Origin of the sequence: Agriterribacter sp., assembly GCF_035497235.1 — a bacterium.
Classification (GTDB): domain Bacteria; phylum Bacteroidota; class Bacteroidia; order Chitinophagales; family Chitinophagaceae; genus Agriterribacter.
Genome location: NZ_DATJEB010000037.1, coordinates 1 through 22,496 on the forward strand (window position 1 = coordinate 1; position 22,496 = coordinate 22,496).

At 42.4% G+C, this 22,496-nt stretch carries 21 protein-coding genes and 2 tRNA genes; 12 read left to right on the forward strand and 11 right to left on the reverse strand.

Annotation, left to right across the window (positions count from 1 at the left end; all coding sequences use genetic code 11):
- Nucleotides 1-240: 240 nt before the first annotated feature.
- The 4 genes from VL121_RS11805 (at nt 241) to VL121_RS11820 (ending at nt 2,281) form a co-directional block, all read left to right on the forward strand.
- Nucleotides 241-1,566, forward strand: coding sequence for a citrate (Si)-synthase, eukaryotic (locus VL121_RS11805; RefSeq protein WP_325405495.1), 1,326 nt, complete (start codon nt 241-243; stop codon nt 1,564-1,566).
- Between the two features lie 296 nt (nt 1,567-1,862).
- Nucleotides 1,863-1,936, forward strand: a tRNA-Ala gene (locus VL121_RS11810).
- 41 nt (nt 1,937-1,977) lie between these two features.
- Nucleotides 1,978-2,229: a GIY-YIG nuclease family protein gene (locus VL121_RS11815; RefSeq protein WP_325405497.1), complete on the forward strand. Its 252-nt coding sequence runs from the start codon at nt 1,978-1,980 to the stop codon at nt 2,227-2,229.
- Nucleotides 2,215-2,281, forward strand: a tRNA-Pro gene (locus VL121_RS11820). The genes VL121_RS11815 and VL121_RS11820 overlap by 15 nt, the downstream gene beginning before the upstream one ends.
- Before the next feature lie 7 nt (nt 2,282-2,288).
- Here VL121_RS11820 and VL121_RS11825 read toward each other — a convergent pair.
- Both VL121_RS11825 and VL121_RS11830 read right to left on the reverse strand, forming a co-directional pair.
- A complete protein-coding gene (locus VL121_RS11825) occupies nt 2,289-2,453 on the reverse strand; it encodes a hypothetical protein (protein WP_325405499.1) in 165 nt (54 codons plus the stop codon).
- Nucleotides 2,450-3,319, reverse strand: a complete 870-nt coding sequence (locus VL121_RS11830) for an AraC family transcriptional regulator (RefSeq protein ID WP_325405501.1) — start codon at nt 3,317-3,319, stop codon at nt 2,450-2,452. The genes VL121_RS11825 and VL121_RS11830 overlap by 4 nt, the downstream gene beginning before the upstream one ends.
- Before the next feature lie 130 nt (nt 3,320-3,449).
- On the opposite strand from VL121_RS11830, the gene VL121_RS11835 reads away from it, so the two are divergent.
- The 5 genes from VL121_RS11835 to VL121_RS11855 all read left to right on the forward strand — a co-directional run bounded on the left by VL121_RS11835 (nt 3,450) and on the right by VL121_RS11855 (nt 9,123).
- Nucleotides 3,450-4,214, forward strand: coding sequence for an SDR family NAD(P)-dependent oxidoreductase (locus VL121_RS11835; RefSeq protein WP_325405503.1), 765 nt, complete (start codon nt 3,450-3,452; stop codon nt 4,212-4,214).
- A 17-nt stretch (nt 4,215-4,231) separates the two neighbouring features.
- The gene (locus tag VL121_RS11840) at nt 4,232-5,452 is read left to right on the forward strand and encodes an enolase C-terminal domain-like protein (RefSeq protein WP_325405505.1); all 1,221 of its coding nucleotides are present in this window, start codon (nt 4,232-4,234) and stop codon (nt 5,450-5,452) included.
- 133 nt (nt 5,453-5,585) lie between these two features.
- Nucleotides 5,586-7,235 carry a sodium:solute symporter gene (locus tag VL121_RS11845; protein WP_325405507.1) on the forward strand — a complete coding sequence of 550 codons (1,650 nt, stop codon included), beginning with the start codon at nt 5,586-5,588 and terminating at the stop codon, nt 7,233-7,235.
- A 37-nt stretch (nt 7,236-7,272) separates the two neighbouring features.
- Complete coding sequence (locus VL121_RS11850) at nt 7,273-8,598, forward strand: alpha-L-fucosidase (protein ID WP_325405509.1); 1,326 nt, start codon at nt 7,273-7,275, stop codon at nt 8,596-8,598.
- Nucleotides 8,599-8,652: 54 nt separating this feature from the next.
- Entirely contained in the window at nt 8,653-9,123 is a 471-nt protein-coding gene (locus VL121_RS11855; RefSeq protein WP_325405511.1) for an L-rhamnose mutarotase, read from the forward strand.
- Between the two features lie 335 nt (nt 9,124-9,458).
- Here the strand turns inward: VL121_RS11855 and VL121_RS11860 are convergent, their stop codons facing one another.
- From VL121_RS11860 to VL121_RS11890, 7 genes are all read right to left on the reverse strand, one after another.
- Nucleotides 9,459-10,754, reverse strand: coding sequence for a PHP domain-containing protein (locus tag VL121_RS11860; RefSeq protein ID WP_325405513.1), 1,296 nt, complete (start codon nt 10,752-10,754; stop codon nt 9,459-9,461).
- Between the two features lie 30 nt (nt 10,755-10,784).
- Nucleotides 10,785-12,452: a RagB/SusD family nutrient uptake outer membrane protein gene (locus VL121_RS11865; RefSeq protein ID WP_325405515.1), complete on the reverse strand. Its 1,668-nt coding sequence runs from the start codon at nt 12,450-12,452 to the stop codon at nt 10,785-10,787.
- A gap of 24 nt (nt 12,453-12,476) precedes the next feature.
- A complete protein-coding gene (locus VL121_RS11870) occupies nt 12,477-15,761 on the reverse strand; it encodes a SusC/RagA family TonB-linked outer membrane protein (protein ID WP_325405517.1) in 3,285 nt (1,094 codons plus the stop codon).
- Nucleotides 15,762-15,867: 106 nt separating this feature from the next.
- Nucleotides 15,868-17,004, reverse strand: a complete 1,137-nt coding sequence (locus VL121_RS11875) for a FecR family protein (RefSeq protein ID WP_325405519.1) — start codon at nt 17,002-17,004, stop codon at nt 15,868-15,870.
- 131 nt (nt 17,005-17,135) lie between these two features.
- Nucleotides 17,136-17,690 (reverse strand): RNA polymerase sigma factor, encoded by a 555-nt coding sequence (locus tag VL121_RS11880; RefSeq protein WP_325405521.1) that lies wholly within the window; start codon nt 17,688-17,690, stop codon nt 17,136-17,138.
- A 92-nt stretch (nt 17,691-17,782) separates the two neighbouring features.
- Entirely contained in the window at nt 17,783-19,054 is a 1,272-nt protein-coding gene (locus VL121_RS11885) for an MFS transporter (RefSeq protein WP_325405523.1), read from the reverse strand.
- Between the two features lie 25 nt (nt 19,055-19,079).
- Nucleotides 19,080-20,168 (reverse strand): zinc-binding dehydrogenase, encoded by a 1,089-nt coding sequence (locus VL121_RS11890; protein ID WP_325405525.1) that lies wholly within the window; start codon nt 20,166-20,168, stop codon nt 19,080-19,082.
- 139 nt (nt 20,169-20,307) lie between these two features.
- Between VL121_RS11890 and VL121_RS11895 the strand changes: the two genes are divergently transcribed.
- Together VL121_RS11895 and VL121_RS11900 are read left to right on the forward strand one after the other, a co-directional pair.
- The gene (locus VL121_RS11895; protein ID WP_325405527.1) at nt 20,308-20,907 is read left to right on the forward strand and encodes a helix-turn-helix domain-containing protein; all 600 of its coding nucleotides are present in this window, start codon (nt 20,308-20,310) and stop codon (nt 20,905-20,907) included.
- A 385-nt stretch (nt 20,908-21,292) separates the two neighbouring features.
- Nucleotides 21,293-21,520, forward strand: a complete 228-nt coding sequence (locus tag VL121_RS11900) for a DUF2795 domain-containing protein (RefSeq protein WP_324554678.1) — start codon at nt 21,293-21,295, stop codon at nt 21,518-21,520.
- Here VL121_RS11900 and VL121_RS11905 read toward each other — a convergent pair.
- Together VL121_RS11905 and VL121_RS11910 are read right to left on the reverse strand one after the other, a co-directional pair.
- Nucleotides 21,501-21,863, reverse strand: coding sequence for a hypothetical protein (locus VL121_RS11905; RefSeq protein ID WP_325405529.1), 363 nt, complete (start codon nt 21,861-21,863; stop codon nt 21,501-21,503). The genes VL121_RS11900 and VL121_RS11905 overlap by 20 nt on opposite strands.
- The gene (locus VL121_RS11910) at nt 21,821-22,081 is read right to left on the reverse strand and encodes an MFS transporter (protein WP_325405531.1); all 261 of its coding nucleotides are present in this window, start codon (nt 22,079-22,081) and stop codon (nt 21,821-21,823) included. The genes VL121_RS11905 and VL121_RS11910 overlap by 43 nt, the downstream gene beginning before the upstream one ends.
- Before the next feature lie 175 nt (nt 22,082-22,256).
- Here VL121_RS11910 and VL121_RS11915 point away from each other — a divergent pair, with 175 nt between their 5' ends.
- Nucleotides 22,257-22,487 carry a type II toxin-antitoxin system RelE/ParE family toxin gene (locus tag VL121_RS11915; protein ID WP_414635415.1) on the forward strand — a complete coding sequence of 77 codons (231 nt, stop codon included), beginning with the start codon at nt 22,257-22,259 and terminating at the stop codon, nt 22,485-22,487.
- Nucleotides 22,488-22,496: the final 9 nt, after the last annotated feature.

A 22,496-nucleotide genomic window follows, 5' to 3' on the forward strand; every position in this document is an offset into this window, starting at 1 on the left:
CCGCAAGGCGCCTAAATAGCAAACTTGTATTCACTTTCAACAGAAGGGAAATGCGGAAGAAAACAAAGTGCTGGTTTTCATAAAATTCCTGCTCTTATTTAACACAATTGGTTTATATAAGTCAAATAAATTATTTGAAACATTTGATTTTTGACTGCTTTTAGCTGTGTTTTAGCTAACTTTAGCGCTCTTGTGGCCCTGCTTAATATACAATCGGAGAATTATCCAAAACACTTATATATGGCAACAATAAAAGAAAGGTTTAAAGCGAAAGCTGATGAATTATCGGGAGAGATCAAAGATATTCTTAAAGAACATGGCAATAAAAAAATAGGGGAAGTAATCCTTTCCCAGGTGTACCAGGGCATGCGGGGCATAACCGGACTGGTAAGCGAAACATCGTTGCTTGATGCGCAGGAAGGTATTCGTTTCAGGGGCTTCACTATTCCGGATCTGCAGAAAAAACTGCCTAAAGCGCCTAATGGAAACGAGCCGCTTCCGGAAGGATTATTTTACCTGATGCTGATGGGAGAGTTGCCGGCGGAGAACGATGTAAATGATATTACAAATGCCTGGCAGCGCCGCTCCCATGTACCCAATCATGTTTTTGACGCAATAGAAGCATTGCCTAAATCATCTCATCCCATGACGCAGTTTGTAGTAGCTATTATGGCGCTGCAAACCGAAAGCACTTTTGTGCGTAAATATGGAGAAGGCCTGAACAAAAAAGATTACTGGGATGCCGTGTATGATGATGCAATGAACCTGATAGCCCGCTTGCCCAGGGTAGCAGCATATATTTATCGCCGTAAGTACAAAGATGAAAAGCATATACAGCCTGATGGGTTGCTTGACTGGTCGGGTAATTTTGCCCATATGCTGGGCTTTGAGGATGATAGTTTTAAAGAACTGATGCGATTGTATATGACCATTCATGCAGATCATGAGGGCGGTAACGTGTCGGCGCATGCAACGCACCTGGTAGGTTCGGCATTAAGCGATCCCTATCTGAGCCTGGCGGCAGGCATGAACGGGCTGGCAGGGCCTTTACACGGATTAGCGAACCAGGAAGTAATTAAATGGATATATGAAATGCGCAGGGAGCTGGATGTGGAATTGCCATCTAAAGCGCAAATAGAAAAATATGTAAAGAAAACCCTGAAAGAAGGGAAAGTAGTGCCTGGTTACGGGCATGCTGTATTGCGTAAAACGGATCCCCGGTTTTCGGCTCAGATGGAATTTGGTAAAAAACACATGCCCAACGATCCTTTGGTGAACACGGTATGGCGGGTATATGAAGTGGTGCCGGGCATATTAAAATCGCTGGGTAAAGTAAAAAACCCCTGGCCAAATGTTGACGCGCATAGCGGGGCGTTGCTGGTGCATTATGGATTGGTTGAATACGAATTTTATACGGTATTGTTTGGCGTTAGCCGTTCCTTAGGCGTACTGGCCAATTTGTGCTGGGACAGGGCTTTGGGTCTTCCGATAGAGCGCCCCAAATCTGTTACCACGGCATTGGTAAAAGATTGGCTTGATGGTAAAGGAGAAATTTGGGGAGATTAAAGGTTGAAAGTATTTTGATTATTTAAAATGTCTACCAGGCTGTTCAACCGCCTGGTTTTTTATTTTGATGGAAAGGCATAGCGCTCTATATTTGCAATCCCGTAAACAGGAAAAAAAAGGGGTTTAGTTCAGATGCGCAGAGCGTCCCTATGGAAATTGGGAAGCCCGGCAGAAATACTTCTTTTAAAAGCTCGTAAAAAATATGGGGTTTAGCTCAGCTGGCTAGAGCGTCCCGATGGAAATCGGGAAGGTCACTGGTTGTAGCAATCCGTTTAAAAGTTCTTATAAAAAAACATGGGGGTTTAGCTCAGCTGGCTAGAGCGTTTGCATGGCATGCAAAAGGTCACCGGTTCGACTCCGGTAACCTCCACAACAAATCAAGGCCCGTATCATTACGGGTCTTTTTAGTTTATGTCATTTACGGTATACATTTTACATTCCGCCATTTTAGATCAATATTACATTGGTCAGAGTGAAGCTATGGAAGACAGGCTTTTCCGTCATAATAATTCTGGAAGTAAGTCTACCAAAAAAGCGAACGACTGGAAATTGGTTTATGCAGCGGTTTTTGAAACGCGGGGCGAAGCGATAAAAAGGGAGACAGAAATCAAGAAGAAAAAAAGCCGGAAATATATTGAGTGGCTGATCAGCACTGCTGGTTAGCGCGTCCCGCAGGCTTGCGGGAAGGTCACCGGTTCGACTCCGGTAACCTCCACAACAAATCAAGGCCCGTTAGCGCTCAGGTGCAGAGTAATTTCTTTTATCCTGCCCCTCGCTTTCCCAGGTTTATCCATTGGGGTTTGCAGGTCGTATTTGCTGTAAATGATGCGTATGTAAGAATGGGGGTATTGCAATACCGGGCAATAACTAACTGCAGTATATTTCAAACTTGTTGCTTAAACGCGGAAGGCGTTTTACCTGTTATAAGCTTAAAAAATTTATTGAAGTTGGAAATGCTGTTATAGCCGCATTCATAAGCTATGGCTTTAATGGCTGCATCCTTTGCTGTTATCAGTTTAATAGCCTGGGCAATCCGTATTTCGTTAATAAACTCCACCACTGTTTTTTGTGTCCGGGCTTTAAAAAAGCGGCAAAAAGCCTGCTTATTCATATTAGCAAGAGCAGCCACATCGTCCAGTTTTATTTCAGTGGAAAAGTTATTGAACAGGTATTTAAACACTTTGTCAATTCTTTCATTATCCCTCGCATGGTATGTATTGATATAACCTGCACCTGCCAGCAACTGATATTTTTTTGTGACACATAAAATCTGTAACAGTTGTAATAACAAGATCAGTTTTTCTGATCGTTCTGCATCTGCCATTTTAAATAACAGCGTTTTCAACTGCTCTTTGGCAGAACCATGAAAACTTATTCCTCTTCTGGCGGTTTGCAGCACCTGTTCCAGTTTCTTTGTATTATAAAAGCAGGATAACAGTTTAATTAATTTATCCGGATCAAAAAATAGCGCAACAGATCTGGCATGCTTTTTTTGTTTTGCTCTTTTATTTAAGTTTTTTTCTTCATTGTGCCATACATGAGGAATGTTGCTGCCCAAAAGGATCAATTCGTCACTCGTAAATTTCTCAACGCTATCCCCGATGATTCTTGTGCCCTCACCTTCTAAAATATAACTCAACTGGCACTCCTTGTGAAAGTGAAATTCGGTGGTGAAATAAGGACGGTCAATATACCGGGTAGCATACACTTCATTATCCCATCCCTCCAGCACTTTAGCAAAAACAGGTTTCATATTAGCTGCAATATTCAAATTTATTTATCAATTGGCTAATATAAAGTAAGCAATTGTCAATAACGGATCATACAATTTAAAAACCGGCAGGTAATTTTGCTATCTCGAACATTGAAGTAAAACAAACGTAATGCTTTCTAACAAAGTTATTCTTCTAACAGGTGGCGGCGATGGTATAGGATGGGAGTGTGCGAAGGCCTATGCCAAAGCCGGCGCTCTTGTTTGTATTGCTGATAAAAGCCCCGAAAATAGGGATAAACTTTCTTTATTAAACGGCCATGGCCATCAATACCTGGTATGCGATATTTCCATCGAAAATGAAGTGAAATGTCTTTTCAATATCATTTCAGATAAATTCAAAAGGCTTGATGCGATCCACAACAATGCTGCTACTGCTCATCCATCTCAACCCTTGCACGCAACTACTGACGAACAATGGGACACCCTGTTCAATGTAAATGTAAAAAGCATTTTACTGACCACTAAACATGGTATTGATCTTTTGAAATTGTCCAAAGGAACAGTACTCAACACCGGTTCGCTGGTGGGATCTATTGGCCAGGATAACCATGCTGCCTATGTTGCCACCAAAGGCGCTGTGAATGCATTAACCAAGGCTATGGCGCTTGACTATGCGCCCTGGGGCATAAGGGTAAATGCTATTGCTCCAGCCGCCGTTAAAACACCTATGCTGGAATCGTGGATTAAAGAGCAACCCCATGCGGATGAAATGGTGAAATACCTGGACAAACTGCAACCCCTTGGCAGCATGCCAGGAGGCGATGTAATTGGTGATGTTGCTGTTTTCTTATTGAGTGATTCGGCAAGATTTATTACGGGCTGTATACTGCCGGTAAGTGGCGGCGCCGAACTGGGTTACCGAAAGTTATTATAAAAGCTGTTAAATACTTTATGATAAAGAAGATAGAAATACACGATAAAAGATTTACCCTGCGGTCCAATGCAGGCAGCGATGCCATTCATAAAAACCCGCAATACTCCTATGCTGTCACCGGTTTAACCGATGATAGTGGAGAAACCGGTACCGGTTTGGCATTTACACTTGGTGACGGAAACGATCTGGTATGCGGGGCAGCGCAGTTTTATGCCGGGAAACTGAAAGGCCGGGATATTGAAGAATTGATGCACAGTTTCGGTGACACATTTAATAAACTGTCAAACGACCAGCAATTCAGGTGGCTGGGACCGCATAAAGGCGTAGTTCACCTGGGACTGGCCTCGGTTACAAATGCATGTTATGATCTGTGGGCAAAAAAAAGAGGGGTGCCACTTTGGAAATTACTCATTGATTTATCTCCCGAACAAATAGTAAACACCCTTGACCTTTCTTATTTGGAAGATGTATTGACAAAAGAAGAAGCGCTTGATTTATTAAAAGTGCAATTAGCTGGTAAGTCCGGCCGTATGAACATTTTACAAAAAGGTTACCCTGGCTATGATACTTCGGTGGGTTGGTTTAATTATGATGATAACCAGGTAAAAGAGAACTGCAAAAATGCAATTGCCAGAGGCTTCACGGCCATGAAATTAAAAGTGGGTTCTTCAAACCCCCAAAGGGATATTCGCAGGGCAAATATTGTGCGGGATGCTGCTGGTGCAGATGCAAAGGTAATGCTCGATGCCAATCAGCAGTGGACCCTGCCGCAGGCTATTGCTATCTGCAATGAATTTAAAAAAATGAACCCCTACTGGGTTGAAGAGCCAACGCACCCGGATGATGTGCTGGCACATCAAACACTGGCTAAAGCAATAGCACCGGTAAAACTGGCGCTGGGGGAGCATGTTCCCAACCGTATTGTATTTAAAAACTATTTGCAAACGGGTTGCGCCGGATTTGTTCAGGTAGATGCAGTGCGTGTAGGCGGTGTGAGCGAGTTTATTACGATTAGTTTGCTTTGCAAAAAATTTGGCGTACCGGTGGTACCACATGTAGGAGACATGGGCCAATTGCACCAGCATCTTGTATTGTTTAATCATATTGCCATGGGACATGAAGCATTATTCCTGGAACACATTCCGCATTTAAAAGAACATTTTGTATATCCGGTAAAAATTGAACATGGCACATATGTAACACCACAGGAGCCGGGTAGCAGTTGCGATTTAATATAAGAATAAGCAGCAAGATGCCGGGAGTCCGCATATCTGTCACCAGGATTACACAAATTGTTTTATAAGAGACCTGATCACTTTGCCTAAAAAATGAGTGTCAAAGCAGTTCTAACGACTAAATAAATAAATAAGAATGGTCAGCACCCCCGACATCATTATCACGATTGCTTATATCCTGTTTATTGTAACGATCGGACTTTGGGCAGGCGCAGGTAAAAAAAAGAAGGAACCCACGTCTTCGAAAGATTATTTTTTAGCCGGCAAAACGTTGCGCTGGCCTATGATAGGACTGGCATTGTTTGCCACTAACATTTCATGCCTCCATCTTGTAAGTCTTGCCCAAAGCGGATTTGATACAGGTTTGCTGAATGGCAATTTTGAATGGATGGCTGCCTTTGTGCTTATTTTATTGGCCTTATTATTTATTCCTTTCTATATCCGTTCCGGTGTTTCTACGCTTCCGGACTTTCTGGAAAGACGTTACAATAAAGCCTGCCGCGACTGGTTAGCTTTCATTTCCATCATATCAGCGATCATCATACACATTGCTTTTTCCTTTTTGGCAGGGGGCATTGTATTGGAAACATTATTTGGCGTTAACATGTATACCAGCATCATTGTGATTGCTGTACTTACCGGCCTGTATACTATTATCGGTGGATTGAGGGCGGTAGTCGTAACCGAATCCATTCAAAGTATTGTACTAATAACCGGCGCCCTCATCATCACCTTTTTTGCCTGGCACAAAGTGGGTAGTTGGGACAATGTGACAGCAGTATTGAAAGAAAATAATTCACTGGATAAACTCAGCATGTTGCGTCCTGTGGGCGATCCCAGTGGCATGAGCTGGCTCGCGGTGTTTTTGGGTTATCCTGTATTGGGGATATGGTACTGGTGCGCCGACCAGACCATTGTGCAAAGAGCATTGGGAGCCAAAGATGAAAATCATGCACGGGCAGGCGCATTGTTTTGTGGATTTATAAAAATATTACCTGTGTTTATTTTCGTGGTGCCGGGCCTGCTTGCTTATGTCTTATATCATTCCAACGTGCTTGATTTAAGCAGCCTGCAACAAACCGGCGTGAATGGAGACACAATGCTAAACACAAAGGGAATTTACACATTAATGATAACGCAGCTTGTTCCAACGGGTCTTGTAGGCATCTTAGTTGCAGCTTTATTATCCGGACTGATGAGCCAGATAGCAGGAGCATTGAACTCCATCGCCACCTTAACCAGTTATGACCTGTATAAAAGGATTAAACCTCAAACATCAGACAAAAAGCTGGTACAGGCAGGAAGATGGTCGGCTGGCATTGCGCTGGTATTTTCCATTTGCCTGCTTCCATTACTGAATCAATACCAAAGTTTGTTTGAAGGGATCAATGATGTAATAGCCCATATTGCACCGCCGATCACCTGTGTTTTTTTATTGGGCATTTTCTGGAAAAAAGCCTCGGCCATTTCAGCCCAATATACTTTGTGGCTGGGTTCCGCCCTGGGAGCCGCTGTGTATATCTTGAATAAATTATTGCCGGAATCCGTATTGGGCAGTGTGCCATTTATGATGATGGCTTTCTATCTTTTTGCCGTTTGTGTGTTGATGCAGGTTACGTTATCTTACATCTTTCCGGTTAAGCATACAGAACAGAGCAGCAAACTATACTGGAAATCTTTTTGGGAACCGCTACAGAGCAAAGGATGGAGCGGAATCGGTAACTACAAAATACTGTCAATAATACTGCTTTTGATATTGACAACGCTATACTCAATATTCAGATAAACCATAAAAAAGAATAGAACTTCTTAAAATACATACCATGCACTATAAAAAAATATTCATTTCGTTTTTTCTCTTAACAACTTTTGTAGGCGTTGAAACAAAGGGACAGGCTGTTTCTAATAGAGCCACTACCGGATCACTTAATGATTTTATGGATATGCGTTTCGGTATGTTTATCCATTGGGGACCGGTGAGTTTGCGGGGTACGGAAATCGGCTGGTCGAGAGGTCGTGAAGTACCCACAGCAGAATATGATAATCTTTACAAAGAATTTAACCCTGTTTTATTCAACGCCGATGACTGGGTAAAAACAGCTAAAGACGCAGGGATGAAATATCTTACCATCACTGCCCGTCATCACGATGGATTTTGTTTGTGGCCCACAAAGTTCACGGACTACAATATTATGAACACACCGTACAAAAAAGATATTGTAAAGGCATTAATGCAAGCCTGTAAAAAACAAGGCATCAAATTTTGTATTTATTATTCTGTGCTCGACTGGTATCATCCCGACTATCCTCTGCATACCCACCTTGGCAGCCCGATGCCTGATCCAAAATCAGATATGAACAGATACATCCAGTTTATGAAAAATCAGTTAAAGGAACTGATCACCGGCTATGACCCGTATATGATTTTTTTTGACGGACAATGGGAAAGCCCCTGGACCAATGCAATGGGAAAAGATATATATGCTTACCTTAAAAAATTGAACCCTGCTATCATCATCAATAACCGGCTGGGAAAAGAATTTGCCGCAATGGAAAATAAAGCCATTGATGCGTCAAAAATGATTGGGGATTACGACACACCTGAGCAGGTGGTAGGCAGGCTTAATATGCAAACGCCCTGGGAAAGCTGTTTTACCATTTGCACCCAATGGTCCTGGAAGCCGAATGATAAAATGAAAACGTTGCAACAATGCCTGAACATCCTTTCCAGGACAGCAGGTGGCAACGGAAATCTTTTATTGAACGTTGGGCCCATGCCTGATGGCCGTATCGAAGCAAGACAGGTAAGCCGTTTACAAGAGGTCGGCGACTGGCTAAAACTCAATGGCGAAGCCATCTACCATACAAAAGGAGGACCTTATGAGCCCGGATCAAATTATGCTACCACCCGAAAAGGAAATAAAATTTTCCTGCATGTGCTGAATACAGATACTGCTGTGATTGCTTTGAAAAATATTCCGGGCAGCAATATCATCAAAGCGCATACAATGAAAGGCGAAAAGGTTTCCATTGAAAAGGGAACTGAAACATTTCGTGTATTGCTTCCGGCTTCACTGGCGGGAAAAATGGAATACATTATTGTATTGGAACTGGATGGCAGTGCCGAAAACATACCAGTCATAAAATAGCAGGCACTGGCTGATACCCCGAAATACAAACGTATCGTCAAAAAAAGCAGTAAGATGAAGTTAATAACAACCGCTCTCATTTCAACATGGGCAATATTTCTTTTCCTGGCATCCTGTAACACTGCACTCCAAAAGGATACAACAGAAAGCAGCCCTACCCTGTCTGTTACAAGAGAAGCAGCAAAGATTAAACGATACGGAATGATTACAGGCCTTGAATCTGGAAAACTTGCTTACTATAAAGAACTGCACGCAGCCGTATGGCCTGACGTTTTGAAAAAGATAACGGAATGCAATATGCGCAACTACTCTATTTACGTAAAAGAGATAGACAATAAACCCTACCTGTTCAGCTATTTCGAATATACCGGCAATGATTTTGCCGGGGACATGAAAAAAATGGCTGCCGATACCGCCACCCAACGCTGGTGGAAGGAAACAGCACCAACACAAATACCACTACCAGATGCTGCGGCAAAAGGCGAAACCTGGTCCGTTATGGAAGAGGTATTTCATTACGATTAAGCCGGGCCGCATTATGCTGCAGGGTAGACGCTGGTATCAGGCAACTTAAAAATTCCTGATGCATGAACCTGTAAGTTGGAAATATTTTGGAAAGAGTGGATGCAACCGGGGATTAATTTGCTGAAGCGCATCGCTTAAGAGAAAGGTGAAATCAGCAAATCCGTGTTCATTCAGGTGGGAAGAAAAAACAGATTGAGGTTAACTGAAGAAACAGGAAGCAGTAATTAAACTGCGCCCTGTTATTTTCAAAGGATTTCATTTATTCGTTCGTATTCCGCTCTTGTTTAAAGGAGCCTATGGGATATCATTCAATTTCAAACACCGGAAGCGCCCTCTTATTCTTTTACTGTGATACCAATTGGATTGGTAAAGGTGCGATAGGAATGCCCGTTAATTTTTCTTTCCAACTCGAGTCTAACGTAATTTTTTATACCCTTCATTTTTTTATAGTTTAAAGTTGGCCCATCATGCACCAGCAGGCCTAACGGCCAGGGTTGATCGCTTTTTTTATAGTCTTCAACCGGTTGCAAAGAGACAGGTGAAGAAATCCACCGGATTTGATCAAAGTTTGTTGCTTCAACAGATATGACACCTTTATTTTCATCTATTTTTATATTTTGAATGGATGGAAATAAATCAAGATCATTAAATTGAAGGTTGCTCTGCCGGGAAGATTTACAGAAGTAAAAGCTTCCGTTTTTCATTGCTTCCCGTACAGAAGCCTGCGTTAATGTATCGAGCAGGAAAACTGTAAAGGTATTTTTGCTACCACCGCCATGGTCGCCTTTTCGCCCTGTTTCAAACGTATGCATATCGTCATTACCAAATCCCCATACTGGCCGGCCAGGCATAAACCTGGCCAGCAACTGGTCCCAAAGACCTTCATCATATGTTTCTGTTTCCGGTGTGTTGTTAGTGATTTCCATGCCTACCAGGCAATCGGATGAATTGTTTTTAAACCGGTCCACATACCAGTCAAGCGATTTGCGCTCAAACCATTCAAATTTGGCAGGTATACCGGGATGATTGATTATAGCCAGCCCACCTTTCTTTTTAATGTCTGCCAATTGATCATCTTCAAATATTTCCCGGCCGGTTTTATCCACGATTCCTCCGTAAGGCGCCCTGTTGCCAGTCCTGTCATACCATACGCCGTAATCAGAAAAATAACTGCCCATGTGATGGCGAAAGGTTAGTTCTCCTCCCTGGATTCCCAACATACCCAATGCCTCCGGCGAAGGGGAACCATAATTTTTCCACGGCCAGGTGGTATTGGCTGGAAAATTTTCAGGCAATCCACCTAATGGATAAGGAGTTGCTTCTTCTTCTGAAATGAGCCCCCAGCTCAAACGGGCATTGGGCCAGTTCCAATCATGGTCGGTAAGAGACAGAATGGAATATCCTGCTCTTTTATATGCTTCTGCCACCACTTTTACCTTATGGTATCCATCACTTTGAAGTGTATGCGCATGAAGATTGGCTTTATGCCGCTGGATAGTTTCCCAATGGATATGCTCATATGGATTGCTGACGGCAAAGTTTTTTTTCTTTGTGTTGGCAGCATTGGAAAAAGAGAAAATCGCAAGTACAAGGCAAACAGGTAAAACCGCTAAATATTTTTTGATCGTCATAACCACTTTTTATAATTGATAACCGGGATTTTAATTATAACCGGGGTTTTGAGGCATTTCTTTGGTAAGATTAGCATCAATCAACCTTTGCGGTATGGGAAAAAGGGTGTCCCTTTCCGTTATAAGCTGTCCACCATTTTTATTATATAGCCTTGTGCGTTCCAGCCATTTTTTGGTTCTCAATAATGTCCATCGCCGGTCTTCTTCCAAAATCAATTCCCTTGATCTTTCATCAAGGATAAAGTCCAGCGTAACCTGTGAGGCATCAATGTCGGAAGCATTCGATCTTCTTCTCACCACATTAATGGTTTCCGCTGCGCCGGGCAGATCACCAAGCAAAAACTGGGCCTCTGCCTTAAGGAGATATGTTTCTGCCAGTCTTAATATGGGCAAACTATTATAAGATGCCCCATCGGCGAGGTTGTTCGGATTGTGCCCGTCATCGAACTTCCTGGAGAAGGGCCATTTGGGATCGAATTTGGTAGTGGGGGTCAGGTCTCCACTCCAATCCAGGTGAATAGTATCTCCATATGAATATCCGGCAGGTAACCTGTCGGCCGCATAAGGAGCGTTTTCTGAAGCACTTTTCAATACAAAATATTTTCGGATGGCATGATCAGATCCCCTGTCGTCATTCGGCTCGTACAGGTCGAGTGCAAATTTCGTGAACGACATACGTGCTACGCCTCTTCCACCTCTTTCAGCAGTCAGTTGCAATGGTGTAATACCATCTACCTGAATATTCCAGTATCTGCCAACATGAAAAAAGATAGAACTATGGCTGCTGCCACCCACAACATTGATTCCAAACTGCCAGACCCATAAAGCTTCTGAATTACCCTCGGCCCTGTTTTCATTGCCAGCTTTGAACATATCCATAAATGGAACACCGGGTTTATCCTGATGTACACCGTAGCGGGCAGTGACCAGCCGGTACGCCGGCGAACTGATAGCCTTATCTGCCCAGAAGAGTGCGCGTTCAGGATTGTTCACCGCCAGATACATTTCAGCCAGATAAGTTTGAACTGCGCCTTTGGTTAACCTGCTGCTATACTCAGGTTCAACAGGAATGTGTTGCTCGGCAAATTCGAGATCGTCAATAATCATTTGTTTCACCTCACCGGCTGGTGCACGTTCCCAATCTGTCTTGATGTTGGACCCGGCAGATTCTTCAATGTTTAAAGGCACATCGCCCCAACCATAAGTCAGATGCCTGTATGCCCATGCGCGAATCGCCCTGGCATCCGCCACAACATAATTTTTGTTTTCTTCAGCGCTTCTGCTTCCGCCCACCCAGTTTACGTCCTCATCTTCGGCCCTGTTGATAATTGTATTGGCTGTATTGATTATTCTATATAGCAGCGTGAACTGCCGTATATACTGGCCATGTGTGGGATTATTTATATTTCCCCAGCTTTCTGCGATATGCTCAAAGCCGAGATACACATAATTGGTTGCAATATTGTCGGTGCCATTCACAAGATTGGCGCCCATGTAATCATTTTCACCTTTTTTAGTATCCCTGATCAAAGAATATAAACCGTTTACTCCGGCATTAAAACCATCATAGGTTTTATACAATGTTACAGCTGTTATAATATGGGGCGGTTGTTCCTTGAGAATATTGTCGCCAAATTTGGAACAACCCAAACTCATGATCACGGTTGAAAGAATCGCTATTTTAATTATAAGTTTCATAATCAGTTCAATTTTAAGAGAGGTTTACAAACCCAGATTAATTCCAAACACATATTCTTTCTGAAGTGGCATTGCCAGCTGCGAGGCCACTTCCGGGTCGAGGCCGGTCCAATTGGTAATCGTATACAGGTTGCGGCCCGTTACAAAAAAACGGAGCCTGTCCAATCGCAATTTTTGAAGCAGCCGTTCTGAAAGGTTGTAAGACAGGGTAACATCCTTCAGTCTTACAAAATCCGCGCTTTCATACCATACACCCCTGATTCCAGACATTAACTCGGCATCTAAATGATTCATCACATAATCATTTGTAGGGTTTTGAGGAGTCCACCAGTTCTTGTTGATTGTATTTCGTCTGAGATCCACCCCCCAGGTTTCCCTGTCTGTCATTAATCCACTGGTTCTGGTAGAGCCATGTACTCCATGAATAAAAACAATCAGATTAAAGTTTTTGTAGGTGAATGTATTTCCCAGTCCCCAGATAAATTTCGGATCTTTTTGTCCGATGATCTGCCTGTCATCCGAAGTCAGTTTACCATCTTTGTTAATATCCCGGATTTTCACAAACCCTGGTTTTGATTTCCATCCGGCCGCTTCCTCGGCCTCATTTTCCTGCCAGACGCCTTCAACGACATAATCAAAATTTACGGCTATCGGGCTTCCAATAAACCAAAGATTTCCCATATCATTCAGGCCATTACCATAGAGGTCAATGATTTTGTTCTTAAGAAAGGAAAGGTTTCCCTGTGTGGACCACCCGAACGAATTTCTTTTTATCGTTCTGAACTGAAGTGACATTTCGAGGCCCTTATTTTCTGTTTTTCCGATATTTTGAGTAATGGAGGAAAGTCCGTGAACCGGTGAAATGCTACGGTTCAGCAACAAGTCAAATGTGCTGGTCTTGAATATATTCAACCCTGCAGTAAGCCTTCCGGAAAAGAGACCCAGATCCAAGCCCAGATTAAATGTCCGTGAGGTTTCCCAACCCAGATTATCCTGCCCTAACACACTCGGGATATATCCCGACTGGGTAATACCACCGTCAATTATATTATATCCGGAAAGCCGTGATATGGTTGTGTATGACTCCAGTGCCTGGTTGCCGTTCTCACCCCAGGACGCCCTCAGTTTTAATTCAGAAAATTGATCTTTCCAGGGAAAAAACGCTTCATTTGCCAGGTTCCATCCCACCGCTACCGATGGGAAGACGCCCCATTTCGTGCGGTCGCCGAAACCCGAATAACCATCCCGCCTGCCGGTTAGCGTTACGAGATACCTGTTATCATAACCGTAGTTCAACCGAAACATTTGCGAAATCAGGTTGGACTTATCATAGCCGTACGAAGGCTGACTGAACACTGCCTGAGAAATAGAGTATATGGTCAGAAAGTCGTGTGGAAAGCCACGGGCTGTAATATTGGTAGTGGCATTTTCCGTTTCTTCAAAACTATATACAGCAGTTGCTGCCAAGTTATGTTTTCCAAACGATTTGCTATAAGAAAGGATATTTTCAAGAACGGCATTTCGATGATCATTGTTAAAACTGGATGCGCTTCCGGCATTTTTCAGCCCCGTTGTGGAGTTCCTTGCTGCATAATTATATCCTGACGCTTTCGTTGACCGGTACCCTGTATTCAATAAATAAGACAGCCCTTTAACGAAGGGAACATCAACCCGCAGGTAGTTGTTGGTTATAATCTGCTGCGATTCATTTTTATTGGTCCATAAAGTGCCTTCCAGGGGATTCCCGATGTCTTCATTTCCCGCATAGGGGAACAGGGTAAGGTTACCATTGTCATCAAAGGGTTGTGTAAGGGGGTTAGAATAATACACCCAGTTGAAGTCAGGTGGCGCGCCGTTCCTGTTGGTGTACGACATTTGAGTGCGGGTCCCCAGTGTAAGCCAGGGGGTCATATTTACTTCCAGGTTAACCCTGCCTGTTGCTCTTTTAAAATTATCGTTGATCGTAACTCCTTTTACATCCAGCAAACCACCGGAAACATAATAAGTAACATGCTCCGCGCCGCCTGAAACGGACAACTCATGATCCTGGCTTCTTCCTGTGCGTGTGGCCAGATCGTACCAGTTTACCCATTTTTTTTCATCGTATATACCCTGCTCAAAGGCAGTCATCCCAATCGGACTTCTCATCATTTTGTATTCATAAAATTCATCGCCTGTCATCACATCGGGAACATTCGTAAAGTTTTGAATAGCATGCTTTAGGTTGTAGGAAACCTGCATCTTACCCTTTTTACCTTGTTTGGTGGTAACGAGAATAACACCATTAGCTCCACGAGAGCCGTATATTGCAGCAGAGGATGCATCTTTCAGCACTTCTATTGATTTAACATCATTTGGATTAAGGTCGCTTATACTACCACTGTATGGGATACCATCTACTACCAGCAGAGGGGAATTGGATGCCCGTATTGATTTGCGCCCTCTAATCATTAATGATTGAGCCGGCTCTGCTCCTGCTGTTGTGGTTTGTACAATAACGCCGGGAATGGCGCCCTGAATAGCCTGGGCAATATTGGTGTTGGGAACCATGTCGAGCCTTTCCTTTGGAACAGAGGCGACAGTCCCTGTGAGATCGGATCTTTTCTGCGTACCATATCCGACAACTACAACAGCTTCGGCTTCAGTCACCCTTTTTTTTGCAGGAATATTACCCAGGTCCGTTCTGCCAGCCAGTTTTATTTCGAAGGTCTGGATATTAATACCGGAAATTTCCAGGATGGCATTTTCTTCCAGCCCGGACAGCATAAATTCTCCATTTACATCGGTTGAAGTACCGATGTTACGACCTTTAACTTTTACAGTAGCACCATTTACAGGTTCTCCGGTTTCGTCTACAATGCGACCACGGGTTACGATAAGTTCCTGAGGCATATCGGGAACATCGCTTTTTAATAGCGGCGCTTTTTCCGTTCGCTCAATAACAATTGTTGTTTTCTTAAGAAAATAAGTAAGGGGTTGATCTTTCAATATATCATCCATGAACTTTCCGAGAGGCACCCCGACAGAATGAACGGTCACCGGCTTTGAAATTTTCAATATCTCCGCATCATAAATCACGAAATACCCCGTCTGTTTCTGAACTTCATAAAAAACATGCTCCAGGGTAACTTCATTACCTTTCAACGTAATACTCTGCGACCATGATTTGGCAGAGACCTGCATACAGAAGGCAGTTAGAAGCATAAAGGTCAATCGCATAACCATCCATGTTTGTGTTACGAACCGGCTCACATGCGCCATCCTGAACAAGGCTATGATACGCCGGTTACAAAAAGCAAAAATTTTCATACTTTTGTACAAGTTTTGAGTTTAAAAAATTTGTAAAACGGTCCAATGGTTTTTCAGAGATTAAATTCAGAAACATACCAGGAGTGCTTGACCCACTTCTGGTATTTTAATATTGAGATACGTATAATTTTCCCTCTTCAATTTTGCTTTTCACCCCCAGTCCCTTCAAAACCTGCATAACCTCAGTCAGGTTGAGATCGCGGCCCATGGAACCACTTACCAGTTTATGAAAAATTCCATCAGGATAAATGATCTCCACATCATACCAGCGCGACAGTTGCCGAAGTACTTCTCCGATATCAGTTTGCCTGAATGTAAATGCTCCATTTTTCCAGGCAACAACCTGTTCAACGTCAACGCTATTGTTGACCTTCAACTTTCCCTGCGAAAAAACGGCCTGTGTTCCCGGCGTGATTACCAGATCAGAGGCGCCAGCGGTAATTTTTACGCTGCCTTCCAAAAGCGTTACTTTTTGTAATGATTCCTCTTTATAGGTGTTGATATTAAAATGGGTACCCAATACCTCTGTAGTAATATCTCCAGCACGCACAATAAATTTCCGCTCCGGATCGCCGGCAATCTCAAAGTAAGCTTCACCGCTAATGATAACGCATCGTTCTTTACCAGGAAAATGGGTAGGATAAGTAATTGAGCTTTCTGCATTGAGCCACACGCGACTACCATCTGCAAGCGTGAGTTGGAAAGTCCTGGCTTTGGGGGTGGTCATCGTGTTGTACATGACTGCTGAACCGGAATCTTTTGCAGTGTAAATAATGGAACCGTTCAGATTCTTTATAACCGTGGCGCCCTGTGCCACAGTTATTCCATTATTTGAACTGTCCAGGAATATGTGGCTACCATCAGCAAGCGTCAGCATAGCGCCATCTGTGCCGGGCGCCACATCCGTTTCAACAATTTTCGGTATCACAGAAGAGAGAACTGCGTTTTTATTTTCCCCACCGGAAAAAAGATATGCATATAGGCCAAGCCCTATAATGACAGAAGCCGCTGCAGCAATTCTTTTCCAGTATGAAGGTTTGACAAGAAAACAAGCAGGACGCGATAAAGGAAGAAGTTTTTTATAAATCACCATTGCCTTTTCATCGGGTAAGTCGGGCTGACCATCATTCTCGAGATGCAAAATGTTTTCTTCCATAAATTCCACTACAATATCATCATGACATCCCAGACGTATTGCTTCCATCAATTCATTCACTTCCTCTCCGGTGCAATTATCATTCATATATTGCCTGAGTAAATATTTTATCCTGGACGGGGTTATGTACATAAATAAAAAATGGAAACATCAATTAAATTGAATCCCTGATCAAAGGGACAATTGAAATGCAATTGAGGGGTAGTTGGAATTATTTTTTATATGAGAAACAGGAAAAAAAGATAAACGGGATAGATTCCGCTTTTAAGAAGGGCGTTTTTAATAACCTGCACTGCTCGCATACAGTGCTTTTTTACGGTTTCTTTTGAGATATTCAATTGGAGGGCAATTTCGTCATGTTTAAATCCATATATACGACTCAATTCAAACACCCTTCTTTGCTGCGGAGCCAACCGGAGGATAGCTTCAGCCAGCAATGACTGCATTTCACGACTGTCTACAACATCCATTCCATTGCTTTTAAATTGCCGCCGTTCCAGTAATTCTTCCCTGATAAAATCATTAGCAAAAGCTCTCCGCTTAAGCAGATTGTGAATGTGATTGATTGCGACTGTATTAATGTACTTGCGAAAATTTACAACAGTAGCCATTTTCAGCCTGTTCATCCAAATAATCGAATACACTTCCTGTAATACATCCTCGGCAATTGAATCCGATTTTAAAAGTTTAACAGCCAGGTAATAAATTCCTTTATGGTACTTATCATACAGGAAGCGAAAGGCGTCTTCATCGCCCTGTGACAATTTTTTCAAATGCAGATTCTCATTATGTGAACATTCAATAACAATCATAACCAATCACAAATTGAGCATAACAAAAAAAATAGGCTTTGATCCTAAAACTATTATCGCGCTGATTGAACTTTTACTACAGACAATATTGGTTTTTCAACATTGTACCTGCAAAATGAAATTATGCAGGTACAGGTTACTGATATAACAGCAACCGCCAGAAAAACAAAAGCGGTATCACCGGTTACATCAATAATTTTACCGAGTACCGGCTCTCCGATGGCGGCAAATAAATAGGCACTCATGTTCATTATGCCAACTCCCGTTCCTACATATTTCTCTCCTAACAGTTCCGGACTCATCGGCCAGAAGTTTGCCTGCACGCCGTAAATAAAAAACCCTGCACAAAACATCAGAAATCCATCCCAGCGTATGTTATTGCTATGCGTAAAAAAAATAAGTAATGAAATCGCTGCGCTAATCATCATACCTGTGGCTATTGAACGGGGGCGGTCGCCTTTAAAAACACTATCCGAAAGCGTTCCGAAAGTCAAGGCTCCAAGGGCCATTCCTACAGGCATTAAAAAGGTGGCCCATAAATTTTGTGGAGCATCTTTCCAATTTTGCCCTAAAAAGTGAACAGGCACCCAAAAAATAAGACCATACCTGGCCATACTTTGAAAACCTATGGCCAGGGAAGCAATCAAAAAGCGCTTATTTTTAAAAACAAATTTATACCGCTGTCTCCAGGTGGTGGGTTCCAAATCATTTTCTCCGTTATGCATATCCTTAAATCCTTTATCTGAAGGCTTATTACGGATAACAAGATAAAAGATAACAGATGCTGCCAGTAATGACAGTACAGGCAATCTGAACAGGTAACGCCATGATATATCTTTCTGCAGTAAAAAAATGGATATCAAATAGGTCAGCACGGAGGAAAAACCCGCGGCCATTGTATAAAATCCAAAAGCCTTTCCTCTTTCCCCAGGTTTCCACCAGTTTGTAATAATCCGGCTTCCAGGCGCCCACGCCATTGATTGAAAATATCCGTTCAAAGCCCATAGTATAAAAACAGGAAGTACTTCGGTCGTAAAACTAATTGCAATATTGGCCCCAACGGACAGCAGTGCACCCATGAAGATCATGCTGCGTGCTCCAACATAATCTGCCAGGTTACCGTTGATCAACTGCCCAACTGCGTAACCCATCAGCATGAAAAAACTGATCCAGCCCACAGTAGTGTAAGAAATACCAAGCTCAGCGGACATTCCGCTGGCTGCCCAGCCAAAATTGTGCCTGCCCGTATAATAAAACAGGTAACAAAACATGGTTATTAACAACATTATCCACTGTTGCTTTCTGAAACTGTTTATATGGGTCATGGCAGTAATAGTTATAATGGTAGGGTTATATTTTAATTCCAACTCTGAGGGGCTTGTGCGCTAAGGCGTAATCAAATGCCTCAGTAGCGGTATCCAGTGTAAATTCCTTTTCCACAACACGGTCAAAAGGATACCGCTGCCAGTTGCGGTTTAGAAAATCCAGCGCATAATTAAAATCTTCGTAATTATAATTGTGAAGGCCTTTAATCGTTAGCAGATTGCGAATAATTACTTCTGCATCAATTTGCAATTTGCGACTGCTGAATACCGCTCCTACCCAAACCGCTACTCCTCCAACAGCAAGCATAGACAAGCCGTTTTCCATAGCATCCGGAGAACCGCTCATGTCAAATACTACATCTATGCTCTTCGTAAAAAAATTTGAGTTGAATTTTCCGGCAAGGATTGTTTGTTCATCCTTAATGTTAACGGCCTCATCGGCTCCGAACAAAAGTGCATCCTGTATTCTTTTATGCTCAATATCTGCGGCGCCTACCCACGCTGCCCCGGCATCTTTACACATTGCTGCACAAGTAACACCGAGTGTTCCCATACCAAAAATGGCAATGTTCTTATTTTTCAAATTTCCGGCAAGCCGGATAGCACCGGCCACAGTGGCAATGGCACAATTAATAGTGGCGGCAATGGGTAAAGGCAATGCGGCAGGAATCTTTAATATACATGATCCCTTTTTTATAAAACAATATTCACCCAACCCACCGTGGAAATCATCGTTCCCGTCAACCAATCCGTGTCCATATTTAAAAAGATTATCTCCCTTTTGCGGCATGCCGTCAAGTGCATTCGAAGAAAGCGGATCACTTGCAAAAATTGTCCAGGTAATAATATCCCCAATATTCAATTGCCGGCCCTGGTAATCCTGGTGGCTATGGCTGCTTTCTATCATTTCGATTTCCCCAACTATTTCATGCCCAAGTACCGTTGGACATTTTTCCTTCCGGACGCCTGCATAAGTATGAAGATCGCTTCCGCAAATGGTAGTATAAATATTGCGGACAAGAATTTCACCTTTTTGTACATTTCGAAGGTTGCGATTTTGCATTTCCAGGGGCTGCCCCACTCCATGAAAGATTATCAGTCTACCTTTTTTCATCGACAATCAATATTTCTTTATAAGAAATTAATTTTCATATTAGCAAATATATTTCTTAAAGTGACATATCCAAGAAAAATATTAAATAAAAATTTCCTATTAAGAAATAGTTATAGTTTTGCGCCATAATATTAGAGCAATGCGTAAAACTGTCTCAAAAGAAAACCTGATTTATTATAAAATAGGTGACCGTATAAGAAAACATCGCAAAGAAAAGGATCTCAAATTGTTAGAGCTGGCCGCGGAAGCTAATATTAGTTCGGCAATGTTATCAAAGATTGAAAATGGACGAATGATCCCAACAATACCCACATTATTTGCTATTATAAATAAGCTGGATGTTTCGCCGGAGGTTTTCTTCTCGGAGTTGAATAATGAAACCAAATTCCCGGGATATATTTTTATTCCAAAGGCTGATTACGCATCTTATGTAAAAGAGGAAAACGCCAGTGGCTTCGATTATTATTCAATACTCGAACATGTAGTGAGCGTACAATCTTTTCAGTTATCCTTACTCGAACTTAGTCCAAATGCCAAACGCCCCCTTGTTACCACCGCAGGCTTCGAATATATCTACCTTATTAAGGGCTCAGTGAAATATTTTCTGGAGGATAAATATTTTAAAATGACGCAAGGCGATTCCTTATTTTTTGACGGCAATATTCCCCATGTTCCGATAAATGAATCTAAAAAGCCCTCATTGTTACTGGTGCTGTATTTATTTACTGAACCCAAATAGAAATTACACTACTTTCATTTTTGCGCTTTTTTACGAAACGCTGCTTCCGGCCATAAATGTTATTTCCGCTTCCTTTGAGCGAAATGATCTTCACCGTCCTAAAGACCCTCATTTCGTAATTTTAATAATCTTTTCGGACTCGTTGCCGATTGTATGAGCAGTTGCTCTTGTGGATGCAATAACACTAAAGCAACAACAAAAGAGATGAATACTGTAAGTTGCACAGCAGCCTTCATCAAAAGCCATTGCGGGCAGCTATGAAACCCCGCGCTGAGCTGTTGTTTACGGTATATATTGAACATTCAGCGGGGTTTTACCCCATACGCAATAGCTGTGAAGCCCCATCGCAACAAATAGGTTATCTTCGCGTCCTCAAATAAATTTTATGTACTGGACATTAGAATTAGCAAGGCACCTTGACGATGCGCCCTGGCCGGCAACAAAAGATGAATTAATAGATTATACGATCCGTTCCGGCTCTCCTGTGGAAGTGATAGAGAATATTCAGACACTGGAAAGTGAAGACGATTCTTACGTATATGAATCAATGGAAGAAATTTGGCCGGATTATCCCACGCAGGCAGATTTTTTATTTAACCAGGATGAATATTGATTGTAATATCTCTGTTAATAAAGCACCGATGGCCGGAGCCGGAAACAAAAAACTTACCTGTTTTTTTGCTCAGCTTTCTTTCCATCGCTTCTAATAACACACCTTTTGTTTCTATCATTTCAAAAATCACCCACAGCAGTTGCAGCACCATCATGAACATAAAAAACAGGAATATCTCGGAAATGAATACCCGAATAGCAGCACCCTGCCCGATAGCATGCGATGCAATAAAAATGAAAAGCAATACGGGTACAATGAAAGCACCGGGATAATGAAAATGAAAAGCGGCTGCTACGCCGCCTAATGCCGAAATAAAAAAAACGATTCCAATCCAAAACAGCACTTTTTTCTGCCATATTTTCCTGCCGGAATACCACTCAATAATGCACCTGTAATAGCACCGTATAATGCAGAGGTGAGAGCCTGACCATGAAGCACATCACTAAGATGCCATATTTCCTGTATCTGCTGTTCTGCACCGGAAATAACCGCTACATCCATGCCAAACAACAATCCGCCCAAAGCAATTACGATGCTCCAGAAAATGAGTTTTGTATTCATGTGACAAAGCAATGTAGAGCAATATAAATCACAAACGGTTCTGTTTTACAACGACACAATGAAGCTACTGATCGTATCAGTATGGAGCAGTATAGCAAAGAGATAGATGAAGCATTGACAGAAGTGGAGGCAGGCAACTATATTACAAGAACGAAATGGAAAAATGGGCAGCTAAATGGTAAGGGAAGTAAGATGGTCTCCCCGGCCACAACACCAACTGGAAAAAGCATATCGTTATATTTTGCTGGACTCTTATCAAAACGCAGAGAAAGTGATGACGGATATTTTAACCTCAACCCGCAGGCTTGCTGCTCATCCGGAAATGTATCCGCCAGACAAATACCGGAATAATAATTCAGGGAATTTACATGTTGCTAAAATAGCTGCCTGCGCACCAGCCGGCTAAATCTTTTAT

Excerpts from the sequence above, each read along its gene's own strand:
- VL121_RS11805 (WP_325405495.1), top strand. The coding sequence starts at position 241 with ATGGCAACAATAAAAGAAAGGTTTAAAGCGAAAGCTGATGAATTATCG.
- VL121_RS11815 (WP_325405497.1), top strand. The coding sequence starts at position 1,978 with ATGTCATTTACGGTATACATTTTACATTCCGCCATTTTAGATCAATAT.
- VL121_RS11830 (WP_325405501.1), bottom strand. The coding sequence starts at position 3,319 with ATGAAACCTGTTTTTGCTAAAGTGCTGGAGGGATGGGATAATGAAGTG.
- VL121_RS11835 (WP_325405503.1), top strand. The coding sequence starts at position 3,450 with ATGCTTTCTAACAAAGTTATTCTTCTAACAGGTGGCGGCGATGGTATA.
- VL121_RS11840 (WP_325405505.1), top strand. The coding sequence starts at position 4,232 with ATGATAAAGAAGATAGAAATACACGATAAAAGATTTACCCTGCGGTCC.
- VL121_RS11845 (WP_325405507.1), top strand. The coding sequence starts at position 5,586 with ATGGTCAGCACCCCCGACATCATTATCACGATTGCTTATATCCTGTTT.
- VL121_RS11850 (WP_325405509.1), top strand. The coding sequence starts at position 7,273 with ATGCACTATAAAAAAATATTCATTTCGTTTTTTCTCTTAACAACTTTT.
- VL121_RS11855 (WP_325405511.1), top strand. The coding sequence starts at position 8,653 with ATGAAGTTAATAACAACCGCTCTCATTTCAACATGGGCAATATTTCTT.
- VL121_RS11860 (WP_325405513.1), bottom strand. The coding sequence starts at position 10,754 with ATGACGATCAAAAAATATTTAGCGGTTTTACCTGTTTGCCTTGTACTT.
- VL121_RS11865 (WP_325405515.1), bottom strand. The coding sequence starts at position 12,452 with ATGAAACTTATAATTAAAATAGCGATTCTTTCAACCGTGATCATGAGT.
- VL121_RS11870 (WP_325405517.1), bottom strand. The coding sequence starts at position 15,761 with ATGAAAATTTTTGCTTTTTGTAACCGGCGTATCATAGCCTTGTTCAGG.
- VL121_RS11875 (WP_325405519.1), bottom strand. The coding sequence starts at position 17,004 with ATGAATGATAATTGCACCGGAGAGGAAGTGAATGAATTGATGGAAGCA.
- VL121_RS11885 (WP_325405523.1), bottom strand. The coding sequence starts at position 19,054 with ATGACCCATATAAACAGTTTCAGAAAGCAACAGTGGATAATGTTGTTA.
- VL121_RS11890 (WP_325405525.1), bottom strand. The coding sequence starts at position 20,168 with ATGAAAAAAGGTAGACTGATAATCTTTCATGGAGTGGGGCAGCCCCTG.
- VL121_RS11895 (WP_325405527.1), top strand. The coding sequence starts at position 20,308 with ATGCGTAAAACTGTCTCAAAAGAAAACCTGATTTATTATAAAATAGGT.
- VL121_RS11900 (WP_324554678.1), top strand. The coding sequence starts at position 21,293 with ATGTACTGGACATTAGAATTAGCAAGGCACCTTGACGATGCGCCCTGG.
- VL121_RS11910 (WP_325405531.1), bottom strand. The coding sequence starts at position 22,081 with ATGAATACAAAACTCATTTTCTGGAGCATCGTAATTGCTTTGGGCGGA.
- VL121_RS11915 (WP_414635415.1), top strand. The coding sequence starts at position 22,257 with ATGGTAAGGGAAGTAAGATGGTCTCCCCGGCCACAACACCAACTGGAA.